The sequence below is a fragment of the Mycolicibacterium wolinskyi genome (genome assembly GCF_002101965.1).
Lineage (GTDB): Bacteria > Actinomycetota > Actinomycetes > Mycobacteriales > Mycobacteriaceae > Mycobacterium > Mycobacterium wolinskyi.
Map to the genome: position 1 here is coordinate 14724 of NZ_LQQA01000002.1, position 16768 is coordinate 31491.

The 16768-nt window shown below is 68.7% G+C and carries 17 protein-coding genes; 15 read left to right on the plus strand and 2 right to left on the minus strand.

Annotation, left to right across the window (positions count from 1 at the left end):
* Positions 1-9 precede the first annotated feature (9 nt).
* From AWC31_RS00455 to aroB, 4 genes are all read left to right on the plus strand, one after another.
* Positions 10-429, plus strand: a complete 420-nt coding sequence (locus AWC31_RS00455) for a prepilin peptidase (protein ID WP_067845096.1) — start codon at positions 10-12, stop codon at positions 427-429.
* Positions 430-545: 116 nt separating this feature from the next.
* Positions 546-1745 (plus strand): chorismate synthase, encoded by a 1200-nt coding sequence (gene aroC, locus AWC31_RS00460; protein ID WP_067845097.1) that lies wholly within the window; start codon positions 546-548, stop codon positions 1743-1745.
* A complete protein-coding gene (locus AWC31_RS00465) occupies positions 1745-2425 on the plus strand; it encodes a shikimate kinase (protein WP_067845099.1) in 681 nt (226 codons plus the stop codon). The genes aroC and AWC31_RS00465 overlap by 1 nt, the downstream gene beginning before the upstream one ends.
* Positions 2418-3503: a 3-dehydroquinate synthase gene (aroB, locus tag AWC31_RS00470; protein ID WP_085141824.1), complete on the plus strand. Its 1086-nt coding sequence runs from the start codon at positions 2418-2420 to the stop codon at positions 3501-3503. Before AWC31_RS00465 ends, aroB begins: the two co-directional genes overlap by 8 nt.
* Positions 3504-3536: 33 nt before the next feature.
* On the opposite strand, the gene AWC31_RS00475 is transcribed toward aroB, so the two are convergent.
* Complete coding sequence (locus tag AWC31_RS00475) at positions 3537-4100, minus strand: B-4DMT family transporter (RefSeq protein ID WP_085141826.1); 564 nt, start codon at positions 4098-4100, stop codon at positions 3537-3539.
* Between the two features lie 33 nt (positions 4101-4133).
* Here AWC31_RS00475 and AWC31_RS00480 point away from each other — a divergent pair, with 33 nt between their 5' ends.
* The 4 genes from AWC31_RS00480 to AWC31_RS00495 are packed head-to-tail and all read left to right on the plus strand — an operon-like array spanning position 4134 to position 7570.
* Entirely contained in the window at positions 4134-5264 is a 1131-nt protein-coding gene (locus tag AWC31_RS00480; protein ID WP_085141828.1) for an aminopeptidase P family protein, read from the plus strand.
* A 25-nt stretch (positions 5265-5289) separates the two neighbouring features.
* Positions 5290-5853: an elongation factor P gene (efp, locus tag AWC31_RS00485; RefSeq protein ID WP_067845106.1), complete on the plus strand. Its 564-nt coding sequence runs from the start codon at positions 5290-5292 to the stop codon at positions 5851-5853.
* Positions 5846-6328, plus strand: a complete 483-nt coding sequence (gene nusB, locus AWC31_RS00490) for a transcription antitermination factor NusB (protein ID WP_085141830.1) — start codon at positions 5846-5848, stop codon at positions 6326-6328. The genes efp and nusB overlap by 8 nt, the downstream gene beginning before the upstream one ends.
* A 3-nt stretch (positions 6329-6331) precedes the next feature.
* The gene (locus AWC31_RS00495) at positions 6332-7570 is read left to right on the plus strand and encodes a M23 family metallopeptidase (protein ID WP_085141832.1); all 1239 of its coding nucleotides are present in this window, start codon (positions 6332-6334) and stop codon (positions 7568-7570) included.
* Here the strand turns inward: AWC31_RS00495 and AWC31_RS00500 are convergent.
* Positions 7564-8451: a LysR substrate-binding domain-containing protein gene (locus tag AWC31_RS00500; protein WP_085141834.1), complete on the minus strand. Its 888-nt coding sequence runs from the start codon at positions 8449-8451 to the stop codon at positions 7564-7566. The genes AWC31_RS00495 and AWC31_RS00500 overlap by 7 nt on opposite strands.
* A 77-nt stretch (positions 8452-8528) precedes the next feature.
* On the opposite strand from AWC31_RS00500, the gene AWC31_RS00505 reads away from it, so the two are divergent.
* From AWC31_RS00505 to AWC31_RS00535, 7 genes are all read left to right on the plus strand, one after another.
* Positions 8529-9848 carry a lactonase family protein gene (locus AWC31_RS00505; protein ID WP_085141836.1) on the plus strand — a complete coding sequence of 440 codons (1320 nt, stop codon included), beginning with the start codon at positions 8529-8531 and terminating at the stop codon, positions 9846-9848.
* 210 nt (positions 9849-10058) lie between these two features.
* Positions 10059-10814, plus strand: a complete 756-nt coding sequence (locus tag AWC31_RS00510; protein WP_085141838.1) for a GntR family transcriptional regulator — start codon at positions 10059-10061, stop codon at positions 10812-10814.
* A complete protein-coding gene (locus AWC31_RS00515; RefSeq protein ID WP_067845118.1) occupies positions 10811-11038 on the plus strand; it encodes a 4Fe-4S dicluster domain-containing protein in 228 nt (75 codons plus the stop codon). The genes AWC31_RS00510 and AWC31_RS00515 overlap by 4 nt, the downstream gene beginning before the upstream one ends.
* Positions 11039-11046: 8 nt before the next feature.
* Positions 11047-12465 (plus strand): ABC transporter substrate-binding protein, encoded by a 1419-nt coding sequence (locus tag AWC31_RS00520; RefSeq protein WP_085141840.1) that lies wholly within the window; start codon positions 11047-11049, stop codon positions 12463-12465.
* Positions 12462-13322, plus strand: coding sequence for an ABC transporter permease (locus tag AWC31_RS00525; protein ID WP_085141842.1), 861 nt, complete (start codon positions 12462-12464; stop codon positions 13320-13322). The genes AWC31_RS00520 and AWC31_RS00525 overlap by 4 nt, the downstream gene beginning before the upstream one ends.
* Complete coding sequence (locus AWC31_RS00530; protein ID WP_067845127.1) at positions 13319-14077, plus strand: ABC transporter ATP-binding protein; 759 nt, start codon at positions 13319-13321, stop codon at positions 14075-14077. Before AWC31_RS00525 ends, AWC31_RS00530 begins: the two co-directional genes overlap by 4 nt.
* Positions 14074-16764, plus strand: coding sequence for a fumarate reductase/succinate dehydrogenase flavoprotein subunit (locus AWC31_RS00535; RefSeq protein ID WP_085141844.1), 2691 nt, complete (start codon positions 14074-14076; stop codon positions 16762-16764). The genes AWC31_RS00530 and AWC31_RS00535 overlap by 4 nt, the downstream gene beginning before the upstream one ends.
* Positions 16765-16768: the final 4 nt, after the last annotated feature.

Below are 16768 nucleotides of genomic sequence, written 5' to 3' on the forward strand. Positions count from 1 at the left end.
CCTCGGTTGGTGGGGGTGGTGATCGCCGGGGTCGGTTGGCTCGTGGCATTGAGCGCATACGACATTCGCCGGCGGCGGCTGCCGAACTGGCTGACGCTGCCGGGCGCGGTGGCGATCCTCTGTGCCGCGACGTGGAGTGGCCGCGGCAGTGCCGCGTTGGCCGGTGCGGCCGCACTCGCCGCCCTCTACGGCATCGTGCACGTCATCTCCCCGCGAGCGATGGGCGGCGGGGACGTCAAACTCGCACTCGGCGTTGGTGCGATGACGGGGGCATTCGGGCTCGACGTGTGGGTGTTGGCGGCCTTGGGCGCGCCGATCCTGACGTCGGTGGTGGCGCTCGTCGCGCTGCTGCGCGGCAACGCGACCGTCCCGCACGGCCCGTCGATGTGTCTGGCCAGTGCGGCCGCAGTCGGATTGGTGCTCGTGTAGTCGAGCGTGAACTTGTTGTCGAGAATCTGCCGCCGAAAACTCGCAAACAAGCTCACGTTCGGCGCAGGCGACCACGGATTTCCGGAGGCAAAACCCGACGTGGGAGAATGACAGCCGTGTTGCGTTGGACCACAGCTGGTGAATCCCACGGCCGCGCCCTGGTGGCCATGCTCGAAGGGATGGTCGCCGGCGTGCCCATCACCTCGGATGAGATCGGGGCGCAGCTGAAGCGCCGTCGCCTCGGGTATGGCCGGGGCGCCCGGATGAAGTTCGAGCAGGACCAGGTCACGATGCTGGCCGGGGTCCGCCATGGGCGCACGCTCGGCGGGCCGATCGCGATCGAGATCGGCAACACCGAATGGCCGAAGTGGGAGACCGTGATGGCACCCGACCCGGTCGATGAAGCCGAACTCGACGTCGCGCGCAACGCTCCGCTGACCCGCCCGCGGCCCGGTCATGCCGACTACGCGGGCATGCTCAAGTACGGGTTCGACGACGCCCGCCCGGTGCTGGAGCGGGCCAGTGCCCGCGAGACCGCGGCCCGCGTCGCGGCAGGCACCGTCGCCAGGGCGTTCCTGCGTGAAGCCCTCGGCGTCGAGGTCGTCTCCCACGTCATCTCGATCGGGGCCTCCGAGCCCTACGACGGCCCGCCGCCGCAGTACTCCGACCTGGCGGCCATCGACGACAGCCCGGTGCGCGCGTTCGACAAGGACGCCGAAGATTCGATGATCGCCGAGATCGAGGCCGCCAAGAAGGACGGCGACACCCTCGGCGGCGTGGTCGAGGTCGTCGTCGACGGCCTGCCGGTGGGCCTGGGTTCGTTCACGAGCGGTGACAACCGCCTCGACAGCCAGCTTGCCGGGGCCGTCATGGGCATCCAGGCGATCAAGGGTGTCGAGATCGGCGATGGCTTCGAGACCGCCCGCCGCCGTGGCAGCGTCGCCCACGACGAGATGTATCCGGGGCCGGACGGTGTGCTGCGCTCGACCAACCGGGCCGGCGGCCTGGAAGGCGGTATGACGAACGGCCAGCCGCTGCGGGTGCGCGCCGCGATGAAGCCGATCTCGACGGTTCCGCGGGCGCTCGCCACCGTCGACATGGCCACCGGTGACGAAGCCGTCGCGATCCATCAGCGCTCGGACGTGTGCGCGGTGCCCGCCGCCGGTGTGGTGGTCGAAACCATGGTCGCGCTCGTGCTGGCGCGCGCCGCGCTCGAGAAGTTCGGCGGGGATTCGCTCGCCGAGACCCGTGCCAATGTCGACGCGTACCTGCGCGCGGTCGCCGAGCGCGAGCCGGCGGCGCAGGCGTTGGGCTGATGGCGCCCAAGGCGGTACTGATCGGCTTGCCGGGTTCGGGCAAGTCGACCATCGGCCGCCGCCTGGCCAAGGCGCTCGACCTGACGATGCTCGACACCGACGCCGCCATCGAGGAGACCACCGGCCGCACCATCGCCGACATCTTCGCCAACGACGGCGAGCGCGAGTTCCGCCGCATCGAAGAGGAAGTCGTGCGGTCCGCGCTCGAAACGCACGACGGGGTGCTGTCGCTGGGCGGCGGCGCCGTCACCACACCGGGAGTGCGCGAGGCGCTCGCCGGCCACACCGTGATCTATCTGGAGATCAGCGCGGCCGAGGGCGTTCGCCGCACCGGCGGCACCACCGTGCGGCCACTCCTCGCGGGCGGCGACCGCGCGGAGAAGTTCCGAGCGCTGATGTCACAGCGCGTGCCGATCTACCGGCGCGTGGCCACCATGCGGATCAACACCAACCGGCGTAATCCGGGAGCGGTGGTGCGCACGATCGTCTCCCGGCTGGAGAACCCGCAGCCGCCGAAAACCGCGGCGAGCAAACCCCGGCGCAGGCGGCGCCCGCCGTGGCGACGCGGCCCGGCGTCCGACGGTGACGGCAAGGCCGGATCCAACGGCACCGCCAAGAACAAGCCCATGCCCACCCCCGCGGCCCTGGCCGCGCGCAACGCGGAGCGACACATTGACTGAGCCCGTCATCGTCGAGGTCAAGGTTGACCGGCCGTACCCGGTCGTCATCGGTACCGGGCTGCTCGGTGAGCTGGGCCGGACGCTGGAGGGCAGGCACAAAGTCGCGATCCTGCATCAGCCGGTGCTCGCGCAGACCGCCGAGGCCATCCGAAGCCACCTCGCGGACAAGGGAATTGACGCCCATCGCATCGAGATCCCGGACGCGGAATCGGGCAAGGAGTTGCCGGTCGTCGGGTTCATCTGGGAAGTGTTGGGTCGCATCGGAATCGGCCGCAAGGATGCCCTCGTCAGCCTCGGCGGGGGAGCGGCGACCGATGTCGCCGGATTCGCCGCCGCCACGTGGTTGCGCGGCGTGGACATCGTGCATGTGCCCACCACGCTGCTCGGCATGGTCGACGCCGCGGTCGGCGGGAAGACGGGCATCAACACCGATGCCGGTAAGAACCTCGTCGGCGCGTTCCATCAGCCCGCCGCGGTGATGGTCGACCTCGCGACGCTGGAAACCTTGCCGCGCAACGAGATTGTCGCCGGGATGGCCGAGATCGTGAAGGCCGGGTTCATCGCCGACCCGGTGATCCTCGACCTCATCGAGGCCGACCCGGAGGCCTCGCTCGACCCGACCGGATCGGTGCTGCCGGAACTGATCCGCCGCGCGGTCGCCGTCAAGGCCGAGGTTGTCGCGGCCGACGAGAAAGAGTCTGCGCTGCGCGAAATCCTCAACTACGGCCACACTCTGGCGCACGCCATCGAGCGGCGCGAACGCTACAAGTGGCGTCACGGTGCCGCGGTGTCGGTAGGCCTCGTGTTCGCCGCCGAGTTGGGCAGGCTGGCCGGCCGGCTCGACGACGAGACCGCCGACCGGCACCGGTCGGTGCTCACCGCGCTGGGCTTGCCCGTCAGCTACGACGGCGACGCGCTGCCGCAGCTCATGGAGTACATGGCGGGGGACAAGAAGAACCGGTCGGGTGTCTTGCGGTTCGTCGTGCTCGACGGGCTGGCCAAGCCCGGCCGGCTCGAGGGTCCGGATCCGTCGCTGCTGGCGGCTGCCTACGCGGAAGTGGCGCGGGACCTCAGCTAGTGAGGGCTCCGCGCCACCGACGGTGACGGCAGGTCAGCTCTGGCGCGGCTGCTCCGGGTAGTCCACCGGCGTGGTCCGGGTGGTGTCGTCGGCGCCGTTCGCGCTGACCGCGGCGAATACGTCGGTGTCAGCACGGTCGTCGTTGGCGTGGCTGCCGTGATGGCGGACCACCTGAGGTGTGTGCCGGTCCACCATCCAGCGCCCGATCGTCACCCCGGCGACCGCGACCAGGAACACCAGCAGCGCGGTGAACGCGGCGAACGTCGTGAGCTCGTTGAGCAGCGCCTCGGTGTAGATGCTCTTGTAGAACAGCCCGACGAACCAGGACACCAGGCCGCTGAGGATGCCCGCGCACAGGCCGGCCAGCAGCCAGGTCATCGCCAGGTCGGCACGCCGGTCCGGGTCGGGATTGCTGCGGGCATCGGCACGTCCGTCGAGCAGACCCCAGATGGCGACGGCGATCCCGAAGATGACGAGCAGCGCGACGCTGAACCAGATGGCGTTGCCCGGCGAGGCGTTGATCAGTGCTCCTTGCAGTAAGCGCACGATGACCATCGCCGTTGCGAACACCACTCCGCGCAGTAACCACTTGCTCATGGGGGCACAGCGTAGCGAGTAGCGTCACAGACCGTGACTATTTCCCAGCGCAGGGAGCGATTGCGGCAGCGGCTCGTGGCCGCCGACCTGGACGCCATGCTGGTAACCGACCTGGTCAACGTGCGTTACCTGTCCGGATTCACGGGCTCGAACGCCGCGCTGCTGGTTCGTGTCTCCGACGAAACGCCGGTGCTCGCCACCGATGGGCGTTACCGGACGCAGGCGGCTCACCAGTCGCCTGACGCCGAGCTCGTCATCGAGCGGGCCTGCGGGCCACATCTGGCCGCGCGCGCCGCCGCCGACGGTGTCCGCCGGCTCGGTTTCGAAAGCCATGTCGTGACGGTCGATGTCTTCGGGGCGCTGACCAAGGCAGCCGGTGACGACGTCCGCCTGGTCCGGGCGGCAGGTGCGGTCGAGGCGCTGCGGGAGGTCAAGGACGCGGGCGAGATCGCGATGCTGCGTCTGGCCTGTGAAGCCGCCGACGCCGCGCTCGCCGATCTGATCGAACGGGGCGGGCTGCGGCCCGGGCGCACCGAGAAAGAGGTGCGTCGCGATCTCGAATCGCTCATGCTCGACCACGGGGCCGACGGACCGTCGTTCGAGACGATCGTCGCCACGGGCGCCAACTCCGCGATACCGCACCATCGGCCCACTGACGCGGTGCTGGCGGTCGGAGACTTCGTGAAGATCGATTTCGGTGCGGCAGTCGAGGGCTACCACTCCGACATGACCCGCACGTTCGTGCTCGGGCAGGCCGCGCAGTGGCAGCGCGACATCTACGACCTGGTGGCGACGGCGCAGCGGGCCGGCCGTGAGGCACTGGCGGCCGGCGTCGTCCTCAGCTCGGTCGACGCGGCGTCGCGCGAAGTCATCGCCGACGCCGGCTACGCCGAGTACTTCGGCCACGGGCTCGGGCACGGCGTGGGGTTGCAGATCCACGAAGCGCCGGGAATCAACTCCGCGGCCGCCGGTACACTGCTTGCTGGCTCTGCGGTGACCGTCGAGCCAGGTGTCTACCTGCCAGACCGCGGCGGCGTCCGTATCGAGGACACGCTGGTCGTGCCCGGCGGCGAAAGCGCCGAGGGCTTCGGCAGTGGCACCGGCGGTGACACCGCCGCGCCAGAACTGCTTACCCGGTTCCCCAAGGAACTGGCCATCCTGTGACAGAAAGCTAGGAGCTACACCGACCATGGCATCGACTGCCGACTTCAAGAACGGTCTCGTCCTGCAGATCGACGGCCAACTGTGGCAGATCGTCGAATTCCAGCACGTCAAGCCAGGCAAAGGCCCGGCGTTCGTGCGGACGAAGCTGAAGAATGTCGTGTCCGGAAAGGTCGTCGACAAGACCTACAACGCCGGCGTCAAGGTGGAGACCGCCACCGTCGACCGGCGTGACGCGACCTACCTGTACCGCGACGGCAGCGACTTCGTGTTCATGGACTCCGAGGACTTCAACCAGCATCCGCTGCCCGAATCGCTCGTCGGCCGGGCGGCCGGGTTCCTGCTCGAGAGCCTGCCGGTGCAGATCGCATTCCACGACGGTGTGCCGCTGTACCTCGAGCTGCCGGTGTCGGTTGAACTCGAAGTCACCCACACCGAACCCGGCCTGCAGGGCGACCGCTCGAGCGCGGGCACCAAGCCCGCCACCATGGAGACCGGTGCCGAGATCCAGGTTCCGCTGTTCATCAACACCGGCGACAAGCTCAAGGTGGACACCCGCGACGGCAGCTACCTCGGCCGGGTGAATGCCTGACCGTCGTGGCGACCGGGGCCGCCATCAGGCCCGCAAGCGCGCCGTCGACCTCCTCTTCGAGGCCGAGGCACGTGGCCTGACCGCGGAGGCGGTCGCGGATGCCCGCGCCGCGCTGGCCGAGGACGAGCCCGACGTCGCGCCGCTCAACCCGTACACGGTCACGGTCGCACGCGGGGTCACCGAACACGCCGCCCACATCGACGATCTGATCTCCGCGCACCTGCAGGGCTGGACCCTGGAGCGCCTGCCCGCCGTGGATCGGGCGATCCTGCGCGTCGCGGTGTGGGAGCTGCTGCACGCCGAGGACGTACCGGAACCGGTTGCGGTGGACGAAGCGGTCGAGTTGGCCAAGGAGTTGTCGACCGATGAGTCGCCCGGGTTCGTCAACGGTGTGCTCGGCCAGGTGATGCTCGTGACGCCCCAGATCCGGGCGGCGTCGCGGGCGGTGCGAGGCGCGGGAACACCGGAGAGCTAACTGATGCCGCGGCGTCGTGGACGTGCGCGGGCGGCGCTGATTCGCGCGGTCGCGTCGCTGGCGGTGCTGTCGTTGGCGGGTTGCTCGGCATCGCCGTCCGCGGCGCCACCGGAAGCCGTACCGGCGACGCCGCAGGCCGAGTTGACCACCACCGCGCTGAGCGTGTCGGCGGTCAAGCCGCCGGTGCGGCTGGCCGGCAGTGACCGCCGGACGCACGTCGAGTACGACCTCGTCCTGCAGAACGTGTTCAGCGCACCGGTGACCGTGACGTCGATCGAGGTGCTCGGTGCCGACGGCTCGGTGTTGCTCGCGTTGGACGGACCCGACGTCGCCGCGGTCAGCAGCACGCTGTTTCCCGGATCGCCGAGTGCCGTCGTCCCCGCGGGCGGTGCACTGGCCGCCGTGATCGATCTGGCGATCGCCGCCGAACAGGTGCCGGACCGGATCACTCACCGAATCCGATATGAGCCGGGCTCGTCACCGGCGGCCGCGATCATCGGTACGCGCGAGATCAGCGGACCGGAACTCACCGTGGACAGCCGCGAACCCACGGTGATCTCGGCGCCGCTCAAGGGAACTCAGTGGCTCAACGCGAACGCCTGTTGTGCGCCCGGCGCCTCGCACCGCGCAGCTCGACTTGCGGTGGGCGGCAACGCGATCAAGAAGGCCGAGGAGTTCGCGGTGGACTGGGCACAGGCCAGAAACGGCCGGTTGTTCGACGGGGACGGAAGCCGGAACGTTCAGTGGTACGGGTTCGGGGCCGATGTCCTGGCGGTTGCCGACGGAACCGTCGCGTCGACCTTCGACGGGTTGCCCGATCAAGCCCCGAACACCCCGGCGACCGGTCTGCGCGGCCCGCGGGATTACACGGGAAATCATGTCTCGCAGCAGATTGCGCCCGGAGTGTGGGCGATCTACGGCCACCTGCAACCCGGCAGTATCACGGTGCGGACGGGCGATCAGGTCAAGAAGGGGCAGGTGATCGGCAAGCTCGGCAGCTCCGGGAATGCCAGGAATCCGCATCTGCACTTCCAGTTGTCCGACGGTCCGGAGATCACCACATCGAACAGCTTGCCGTTCGCACTGGGCTCCTATTGGCTCGCGGGCACCGTCGATCCCGGCCGGCTCGCCGGCGCGTTCGGCGACAACGGTGCACCGGCACCGCTGAAGGTCAACGGCCCGGGCCGCCAGGAGCTCGGCACGTACCCGTTGGCGTACACGATCGCGAACCTGGGTTACTGACCGTCTCGCCACACCTCGTCGATGACGTCGAGGAACCGCCGGGCCGTCGGCGGCGGTTTCGGGCCGGTCCAGGCGATCGCCATCGGAACCCCCGGCGCCCCAACCACTTCACGGAACACGACGCCCGGCCGGCTCGCCGCCGCCACGCCGCGAGTGACGAAACCGATGCCGGCGCCCGCGGCGACGAGGCCTGCGAGCGTCGTCACCGGGGTGGCTTCCTGCACGATGACGGGTTCGACCCCGGCGCTGCGGAAGCAGCCGACGAGTTTGTCGAACAACACCGGACCCACGCTTCGCGGTGCGGCCAACAACGCTTCACCGGCCAGATCCCTGAAACCGATCGTCGTGTGCCCGCACAGTGGATGGTGGGTCGGCAACGCCAGCACGAGTGGTTCGTCGGGAAGTTCCCGGTACCGCAAATGCGTTCGCGCCAACGGTGGATGCAGCACACCGACATCGATCTCGCCACGGTCGAGTGCCTCTTCGACCGCGGGCGAGTTGAACTCGACCAGATCGATCGTGATGTCCGGGAAGGTGCTGCGGAACCGCTGCACCGCCCGCGGCAGCCGGGTGTAGGAGGCGACGACCGTGAAGCCCAGACGCAGACGACCGTGCAGGCCTTGCTCGGCCCGTCGCGCGACATCGATCGCGTGTCCGCCGTGGGCCAGCATGGCGCGCGCGGGCGCCAGGAATGCCACCCCGGCCGCGGTCAACCGGACGCCGCGGCGGTCGCGATCCAGCAGTGTGGCACCGACGTCGCGCTCGAGCGTCCTGATGCGTTGACTCAGTGCGGGCTGGCTGAGGTGAAGGTCGGTGGCCGCCCGGCCGAAATGCAGCGTTTCGGCCACGCGGATGAAGCACTCGACCGACCGCAGGTCCATACCCGTGATCGTATTCGCCTATCACAGCCCTTGAACTACCGATTGATACTGAATCAGCCGTCGCCGAGGCTGGTGGCATGCCCGCATTGCGCACCTCCGTCATCTGCCTCACGGTCGTCGTCGCCGCTGCCTGTGCCACGCCACGAGAAGAGGAGCCGGCGGTCACGATCGAGCGACTCGTCGCCCTGTCCGACGGCGACCACCTGGCGAGCACGTATGCCGACGGAATCCTGGCTCCCGTCTCGGCGGGCCATCGAGACCTGCTGAGCACCGTCAGCGTGCGGGACGGCGTCGTGGACACCGCGCACGTCGAGGTTTCGAATTCGGTGACGGCCGCGCCGGAAGTGCTTGCGTTGTCGCCCGACGGCACAACGGCATTCGTTGCCGAACGGCTCAAACCCCGCAACGTCGGCGATACCAGGGCCCAGCAACTGGCGCCCGGTGACCGGCTCTTCGCGGTGAACATCTCGAACCGGCAGGCGCCGGCGATCGGCGACGTCGCCACGATCGCGCCATCGCCCGAGGCGCTTGCCGTGCATCCGGACGGCAGCCACATCGCGGTGGTGTCGAACACGGCGGATTCGTCGCTGCTGCAGTTGATCTCGTGGACGCCGGACGGGTTCGGCGCTGTGGAGCAATTCGATCTGGCCGCCCTCGGGGTCCCCGGCGAAGCCGGCAAGCCACGTGGCGGCGTGACCGCGACCAACGTGCACTGGCATCCGACCGGCCGTGCGCTGGCCGTCAACATCGACAGCCAGAACCGCGTTGCCTTCTTCACGGTCGACACGTCCGTTCCTGGCCGGCCGGGCGTGCATGCGTGGGGCGAACCGGTCGCCACCGGAGTGGATCCATTCGTGGGCCGGTTCACGCCCGATGGACGTCACTACCTCACCTCGGACTGGGGCCGCGACCTCAGCACCACCGACCTGAACAAGCGGTTGCCCACCGGTCGCTCCACGCTCAGCGTGATCCGGGTGGGCGATCTCGGCGCGGATCAGCCGCGGAAAGTCGGTACCGCGGAGTCTGACAAGTCGGCGGAGGGGTTGGCGATCAGCCCGGACGGCCGCTGGGTGGCCACGGTGAACATGCGTGGCACCGCCGTACCCGCCGGATCGCCGCTGCACGACGACCACGCGACAGTCAGTCTGCTGCGACTCGACGGCGACACCGGCGAACTGAGCAAGGTCGGCGACTACCACCTCGACGGAGTCCTGCCGGAGGGCGGCACGTTCGACGCCACCGGACGGTACTTCCTGGCGACCGTGTACGAGGGCCGGCCCGGCGGTAACGGTTCGGGGGTGCAGGTGTACCGGGTCGGATCGGCTGACGACCCAGGACTGACTGCAGTGCAACGCATCCCGCTGCCGCACGGAGTGCATCACGTGGTGGCCGGCTGAACCCGCCCGTCGGGGCCGCTCGGCGGGCAGGGCAGATTTACGCTCAGCCGGATTGTAAATTCTCTTCGAGTCCCAGGTGGCGCAATACTCCTGCGGTGCCGGGGTTTGGGCTGGTGGGCGTCAGTGGCAGGGGGCGCAATCAGTTAACCTGCGCCGACACCGGATTCGCCGCGCTGCGCCACCCGTGGAACCGCCCTTACCGTTTGATGCGTGTCGCAGCCCGATGCACAACCTGTTTCGTTGCCGGTCCGCCGTCCCCGCGCCGACCGGGCACGCCAGGTTGCCGACGTCCTACGGCACCAGATCTACGACGGCGCCTACGATCGCGGACTGCCCGCCGAGGCCGACCTGGCCGCGGAGTTCTTCGTATCCCGCAACACCATCCGGGAAGCACTGGCCGTACTGAAAAACGAGGGGCTGATCGAGCGCGGCACCAAGGTCGGCACCCATGTGGCGGTCCGCAAGTTCGACCACGGGCTCGACGCGCTCGTCGGCCTCAAGGAGACGTTCAAGGATTACGGTGAGGTCCGCAACGAGGTGCGCGCCGTGCAGCGCCTGGCCGCCCCGCCCGCGGTGGCCCGCAAGCTCGCGCTGGAACCCGGCGCGCAGGTGGTGTTCATCGAGCGGTTGCGCTACCTCGGCGATCTTCCACTGTCGCTGGACCTGACCTATCTGGCACCCGACATCGGTGAAGCGGTGATCGCGTTCCCGCTCGAGACCAACGACGTCTTCGCGCTGATCGAGCGCGTCAGCGGGCAACGCCTGGGCGGCGCAACCTTTGCGCTGGAGGCGGTTTCGGCAGACCCGCACTCCGCGGCCACTCTTCAGGTGCCGAACGGCTCGGCGTTGTTGATGGCCGAGCGGCTCACGAGCCTGGACGACGGCAGGCCCGTCGACCTCGAGTACATCCGGATGCGTGGTGACCGGATCACCATGCGCGGCAACCTCTTTAGGAGCGACACATGACGCTGGTCAACCAACGCGCCGACGTCCCGGTGACAATCGACGAGTCACTGTGCATCGAGGGTTGCACGTTGTGCGTCGACGTGTGCCCGCTGGATTCCCTTGCGATCAAGCCGGAGAACGGCAAGGCGTACATGCATGTCGACGAGTGCTGGTACTGCGGGCCGTGTGCGGCCCGCTGCCCAACCGGAGCCGTCACCGTCAACATGCCCTACTTGATCCGCTAGAGGACCCCGTGAAAACAGCCCTGATCGCCCTCACCGCCGGCCTCACGCTCGCCACGGCCGGATGCTCGCTCGACTCCGCGACGCAGTCGGCCGATACCGTCGACGTCGTCATCGGATACCAGTCCAAGACCATCAATACCGTCACCGCGGGAACCCTGCTGCGCGCGCAGGGATACCTGGAGCGCCGCCTCGGTGACATCACCGCGAGCACCGGCACGAAGTACAACGTGACGTGGCAGGACTACGACACCGGAGCGCCGATCACCGCGCAGATGGTGGCCGAGAAGATCGACATCGGATCGATGGGCGACTATCCCATGCTGATCAACGGGTCGAAGACGCAGGCCAACGAGCGCGCCCGCACCGAGATCGTGTCGGTCACCGGCTACAACCCCAAGGGCGCGCTGAACATGGTTGTGGTGACACCGGACTCACCGGCTCAATCGTTGAGAGACCTGGCCGGAAAGAAGGTGTCGGCGAGTGTGGGTTCGGCCGGGCACGGCATGCTCGTCCAAGCACTGGAGAAGTCCGGCATCGATCCCAAGACGGGTGTCGAAGTGCTCAACCAGCAGCCGCAGGTCGGTGCGTCGTCGCTGGAATCCGGTCAGGTTCAAGCGCTTTCACAGTTCGTCGCCTGGCCCGGCCTGCTGGTGCACCAGGGCAAGGCCAAACTTCTCTACGACGGCGCCGAGTTGGACTACCCGACGTTGCACGGCGTCGTGGTCCGCCGGGCGTATGCGGCCGAGCACCCCGAGGTGCTCGACGCCTTCCTCCAGGCGCAACTCGACGCCACCGACTACCTCAACGCCGAACCGCTCGAGGCGGCCCGCATCGTCGCCGAGGCCAGCGGCCTGCCGCAGGAGGTCGTCTACCTCTACAACGGTCCCGGCGGCACGTCGTTCGACACCACACTCAAGCCGTCACTGGTCGAGGCGCTCAAGGGCGATGTGCCGTACCTGAAGTCGATCGACAACTTCGCCGACCTCGACGTCGCGGGCTTCGTGCAGGACGGTCCGCTGCGTGCCGCGTTCGCCGCGCGCGGACAGGACTACGACAAGGCGCTGAACTCCGGCGCCAATCCTTCGGTACTGAGCGGGACCGATGCGGTGTGCAATACCGCCGTCGACAACCCAGCCACCGCAAGCGAGTTGTGGCTCGACGGATCCGACTCCACCACGCCCGCGGCAACCCCGACCTGCCTGCTCAAGGCGATCCGCGAGGCCGAGGGCGGCGGCAGCAAGGTGCGGGCGGCTTACGTTCCGGATGCTGAGCTCGGCACCCGTTGGTTTGCCGACAAGGCGGTCTGGGTTCGAGCCGGCGCCGAACACCTCCCGTTCGGTACTCCGGCCGGTGCGCAGCGATACACCGCCGCTCATCCCGGCAGCGTCGTCGTCGACTATTCGCAGGCATTGGCCGGTGCGGTATGACGACCGCTGAAACCGTCCTCACCGGGGTCTCCGACCTGCCGGTGGCCGAGTCCGCCGCACCACGGCGCCGCACTGCGTCGGCGTGGCCACGCCGGCTCGTGCGGCTCGCCTCGGTGATCACCGCCGTCGTGCTGTGGCAGTTGTTGACCGCCAACGACATTCGGCTCGGGCTGCGCTTCGACACCTTGCCGACCGTCACCGAGATCACCGCGGCGCTGGTGAATCGGCTCGGCACGCCGGAGTACTGGCTGGACCTCGGCCAGTCGTTGATCCGCATTCTCACCGGATTCGGGCTTGCCGCCGTCGTCGGCGTGGTGACCGGAATCCTGCTCGGCCGGTCCGCCCTGTTCGCCGACATCTTCGGCCCGCTCACCGAACTGGCCCGGCCGATCCCGGCGATCGCGATGGTGCCGGTGGCGATCCTGCTGTTCCCGACCGACGAGGCCGGGATCGTGTTCATCACGTTCCTCGCCGCCTACTTCCCGATCATGGTCAGCGTCCGGCACGCGGTGCGCGCGCTGCCCACCATCTGGGAGGACTCGGTCCGCACACTCGGCGGCGGGCGCCTCGACGTCCTGCGCCAAGTCGTGTTGCCCGGAATCCTGCCGGGGCTTTTCGGTGGCCTGTCGGTCGGTATGGGGGTGGCCTGGATCTGCGTGATCTCGGCCGAGATGATCTCGGGCCGGCTCGGCGTCGGATACCGGACGTGGCAGGCCTATACGGTGCTGAACTATCCCGACGTGTTCGTCGGCATCATCACGATCGGCATCCTCGGGTTCGGCACCGCCGCAGCGGTAGAAATCATCGGCCGCCGCGCCACCCGCTGGTTACCGCGCGGTGAGGAGGGCGCACGATGAGCGCATCCGCCACCGAGGTTGCCGCGGGCATGCGATTGGAGCTCGACGCGATCCGGCTGTCCTACACCGACACTCCGGTGATCGATGGGTTGAGCCTCACCGTGGAACCGGGGGAGATCCTGGTGCTGACCGGCCCGTCCGGGTGTGGCAAGTCGACGCTGCTGCGCGCGTTCACCGGGCTTCTGCGTCCGGATGCGGGCCGGGTGCTGGCCGACGGCGAACTCGTCACGACGACGTCGCGGGATCGCGGCATGGTGTTCCAGGACAGCGCGCTGCTGCCGTGGCGGACCGTGCGATCCAACATCGAACTCGCCCTTCAGCTTCGCGGCCTGCCCAGGCAGGGCAGGCGCGAGCGCGCCGAGCGGTGGATCGCCGAGGTCGGGCTGACGGGGTTCGCCGACTTCCTGCCGAAGAGCCTGTCCGGTGGTATGCGTCAGCGTGTGCAACTCGCCCGGGGACTGGCCGGTGCGCCACGCGCGGTGATGATGGACGAGCCGTTCGCGGCACTCGACACCCAGACGCGTGCCGCCATGCAGCGGCTGTTGATCGACACGTGGCGCGCGCACCCGACGACGATCGTCTTCGTCACGCACGACGTCGACGAGGCGTTGATCCTCGGTGACCGGGTCGCGGTGCTCGGCCGTGCCGGGCAACCGCTGCGGGCGCTGATCGAGGTGCCGCAACCGCGTAGCGCCGACCCGTCCACGCATTCGGCCCTACGCGCCGAAATCATTGCCGCACTGGAGCAATCATGACCGAGCTGACCGCACCCGACGTGTCCGACGCCGTCCGGCTGGACTGCGATGTCCTGGTGATCGGGGGTGGCACCGCGGGGACGATGGCGGCGCTGACGGCCGCCGAGAACGGCGCACAGGTACTCCTGCTGGAGAAGGCGCATGTGCGGCACTCCGGGGCCCTGGCGATGGGCATGGACGGCGTGAACAACGCGGTCATCCCCGGCAAGGCCGAGCCGGAAGACTACGTCGCCGAGATCACCCGCGCCAACGACGGAATCGTCAACCAGCGCACCGTTTACCAGACCGCGACCCGGGGCTTCGCCATGGTGCAGCGGCTGGAGCGCTACGGCGTGAAGTTCGAGAAGGACGAGCACGGCGAATACGCGGTGCGCAGGGTGCACCGGTCCGGCTCCTACGTGCTGCCCATGCCGGAGGGCAAGGACGTGAAGAAGGCGCTCTACCGGGTGCTCCGGCAGCGTTCGATGCGCGAGAAGATCCGCATCGAGAATCGGTTCATGCCGGTGCGCGTGCTCACGCAGGACGGCCGCGCGGTTGGCGCCGCCGCATTCAACACCCGTACCGGCGAATTCGTCACCGTTGCGGCCAAGGCCGTGATCCTGTCGACCGGTGCGTGCGGGCGGCTCGGGCTGCCGGCGTCGGGATATCTCTACGGCACATACGAGAACCCGACGAACGCCGGCGACGGCTACGCGATGGCCTACCACGCCGGTGCGGAACTCTCGGGTATCGAGTGCTTCCAAGTCAATCCACTCATCAAGGACTACAACGGACCGGCCTGCGCCTATGTGGCCAATCCGTTCGGCGGGTATCAGGTCAATGCGCTGGGGGAGCGGTTCGTCGATTCCGACTACTGGTCGGGGCAGATGATGGCCGAGGTCAAGCAGGAGATCGAATCCGCGCGCGGACCCATCTATCTCAAGGTGAGCCACCTTCCCGACGAGACCCTCACCGCACTGGAGAACATCCTCCACACCACTGAACGGCCCACCCGTGGCACGTTCCATGCCAACCGCGGGCACGACTACCGGACCCACGACATCGAGATGCACATATCCGAGATCGGTTTGTGCTCCGGACATTCCGCATCCGGTGTGTGGGTCGACGAGCATGCCCGCACCACCGTGCCCGGGCTGTACGCGGCAGGCGACCTGGCGTGTGTGCCGCACAACTACATGATCGGTGCGTTCGTCTACGGTGATCTCGCCGGTGAGCACGCCGCGTCGACACTGTCCGATGTGGTTGCGCCGAGCGAACTTCCGGTCGATCAGATCGCCGAGGCGCACGAGTTGATCTATCGGCCGCTGCGTCACCCCGACGGTCCGCCGCAACCACAGGTCGAGTTCAAGCTGCGCCGCTTCGTCAACGACTACGTCGCGCCGCCGAAGACGGCGACCAAGCTGTCGATCGCGGTGCAGACCTTCGAGCGGATGGTCGGCGAGATCGAGGAGATCGGCGCGCGGACCCCACACGAATTGATGCGCGCGGCAGAGGTGTCGTTCATCCGGGACTGCGCGGAGATGGCGGCACGGTCATCACTGACCCGGACCGAGTCGCGGTGGGGGCTCTATCACGAACGCGCCGATCTTCCCGAGCGGGATGACGAGCAGTGGCGTTACCACCTCAACCTCTACAAGGGTGCCGACGGCACCATGCAGTTCGTCAAACGTCCGGTGGCACCGTGTTTCGTGCCCGTGCCGGGGCTGGAACACCTGCCGTCGGATCATCCGGTCACCGCGGTCGCCCAGCCCGATCTCCACGGTGGGCGGGCACCCGCCGCTGAGCGTTCCCGGGTGCGCACCGACGGTGGGGCGCAACCGCCGTCGCCGCGCATCGCGGCCGTGCTGGCGCTTGAGGAACCGGCACTGGCCGACCTGGCGGGATTCTTTGCCGACCCGGACCCCGGGGTGCGGCGCACCGCGGTCGCCACACTCGTCGAACACCTGCCCGATGGTTACCAGGCGGCATTGGTCGACGCGCTCGCCGACGACGACCCTGCGGTGCGCCAGGAGACCGCAGAAGCGGTACGGGAACTCGTGGAGGTACTGCCCGAACCGGCGGCGTTCGCCGTTCGGTTGGCCTCGCCGGATCCGGTGGTGCGGGCGGCGTCGGTATACCTGCTGAGTTCACGGCGCGCAGGCACCCGGGTCGCGTACCGGTCGGCCGTCACCGATCCCGACCACCGCGTGCGGATCGAGGCGGTGCGGGCACTGGTGTCGGTCGACGATGACGCCGGCGTGGCCGAGGCCACCCGCGACGAGAACCGGGAAGTGCGGATCGGCGCGGTCGGCGGGTTGGCGACGTTGCGCAGCGGCGGCCATGCGGTGCGGAACCTGCTGCACGACCCGGATCCGTTGGTACGCGCGGCAGCGCTCTCCTCGCTCGGGGCCGTGGGGTGCGCGGACGACGACGTGGCCAGTGTCGAGAAGGCACTGACCGAGTCGGCCTGGCAGATCCGGCAGGGCGCGGTGCGGGCGTTGGCAGGCGCCGATCCGGCAATCGCGGTGCCGACGCTGGCGCGGGCACTGTCCGATCAGCATCTGGATGTCCGCAAGGCAGCGGTGCTGAGCCTGAGCCGGTGGGCCGACTCGCAAACCGCGGCCCGTGACGCACTTGCCGGTGCGCTCGACGACGGCGACGCCGACGTTCGCGCCTACGCACGCCAGGCGCTCGCCCGCGCCGGCTGACAGC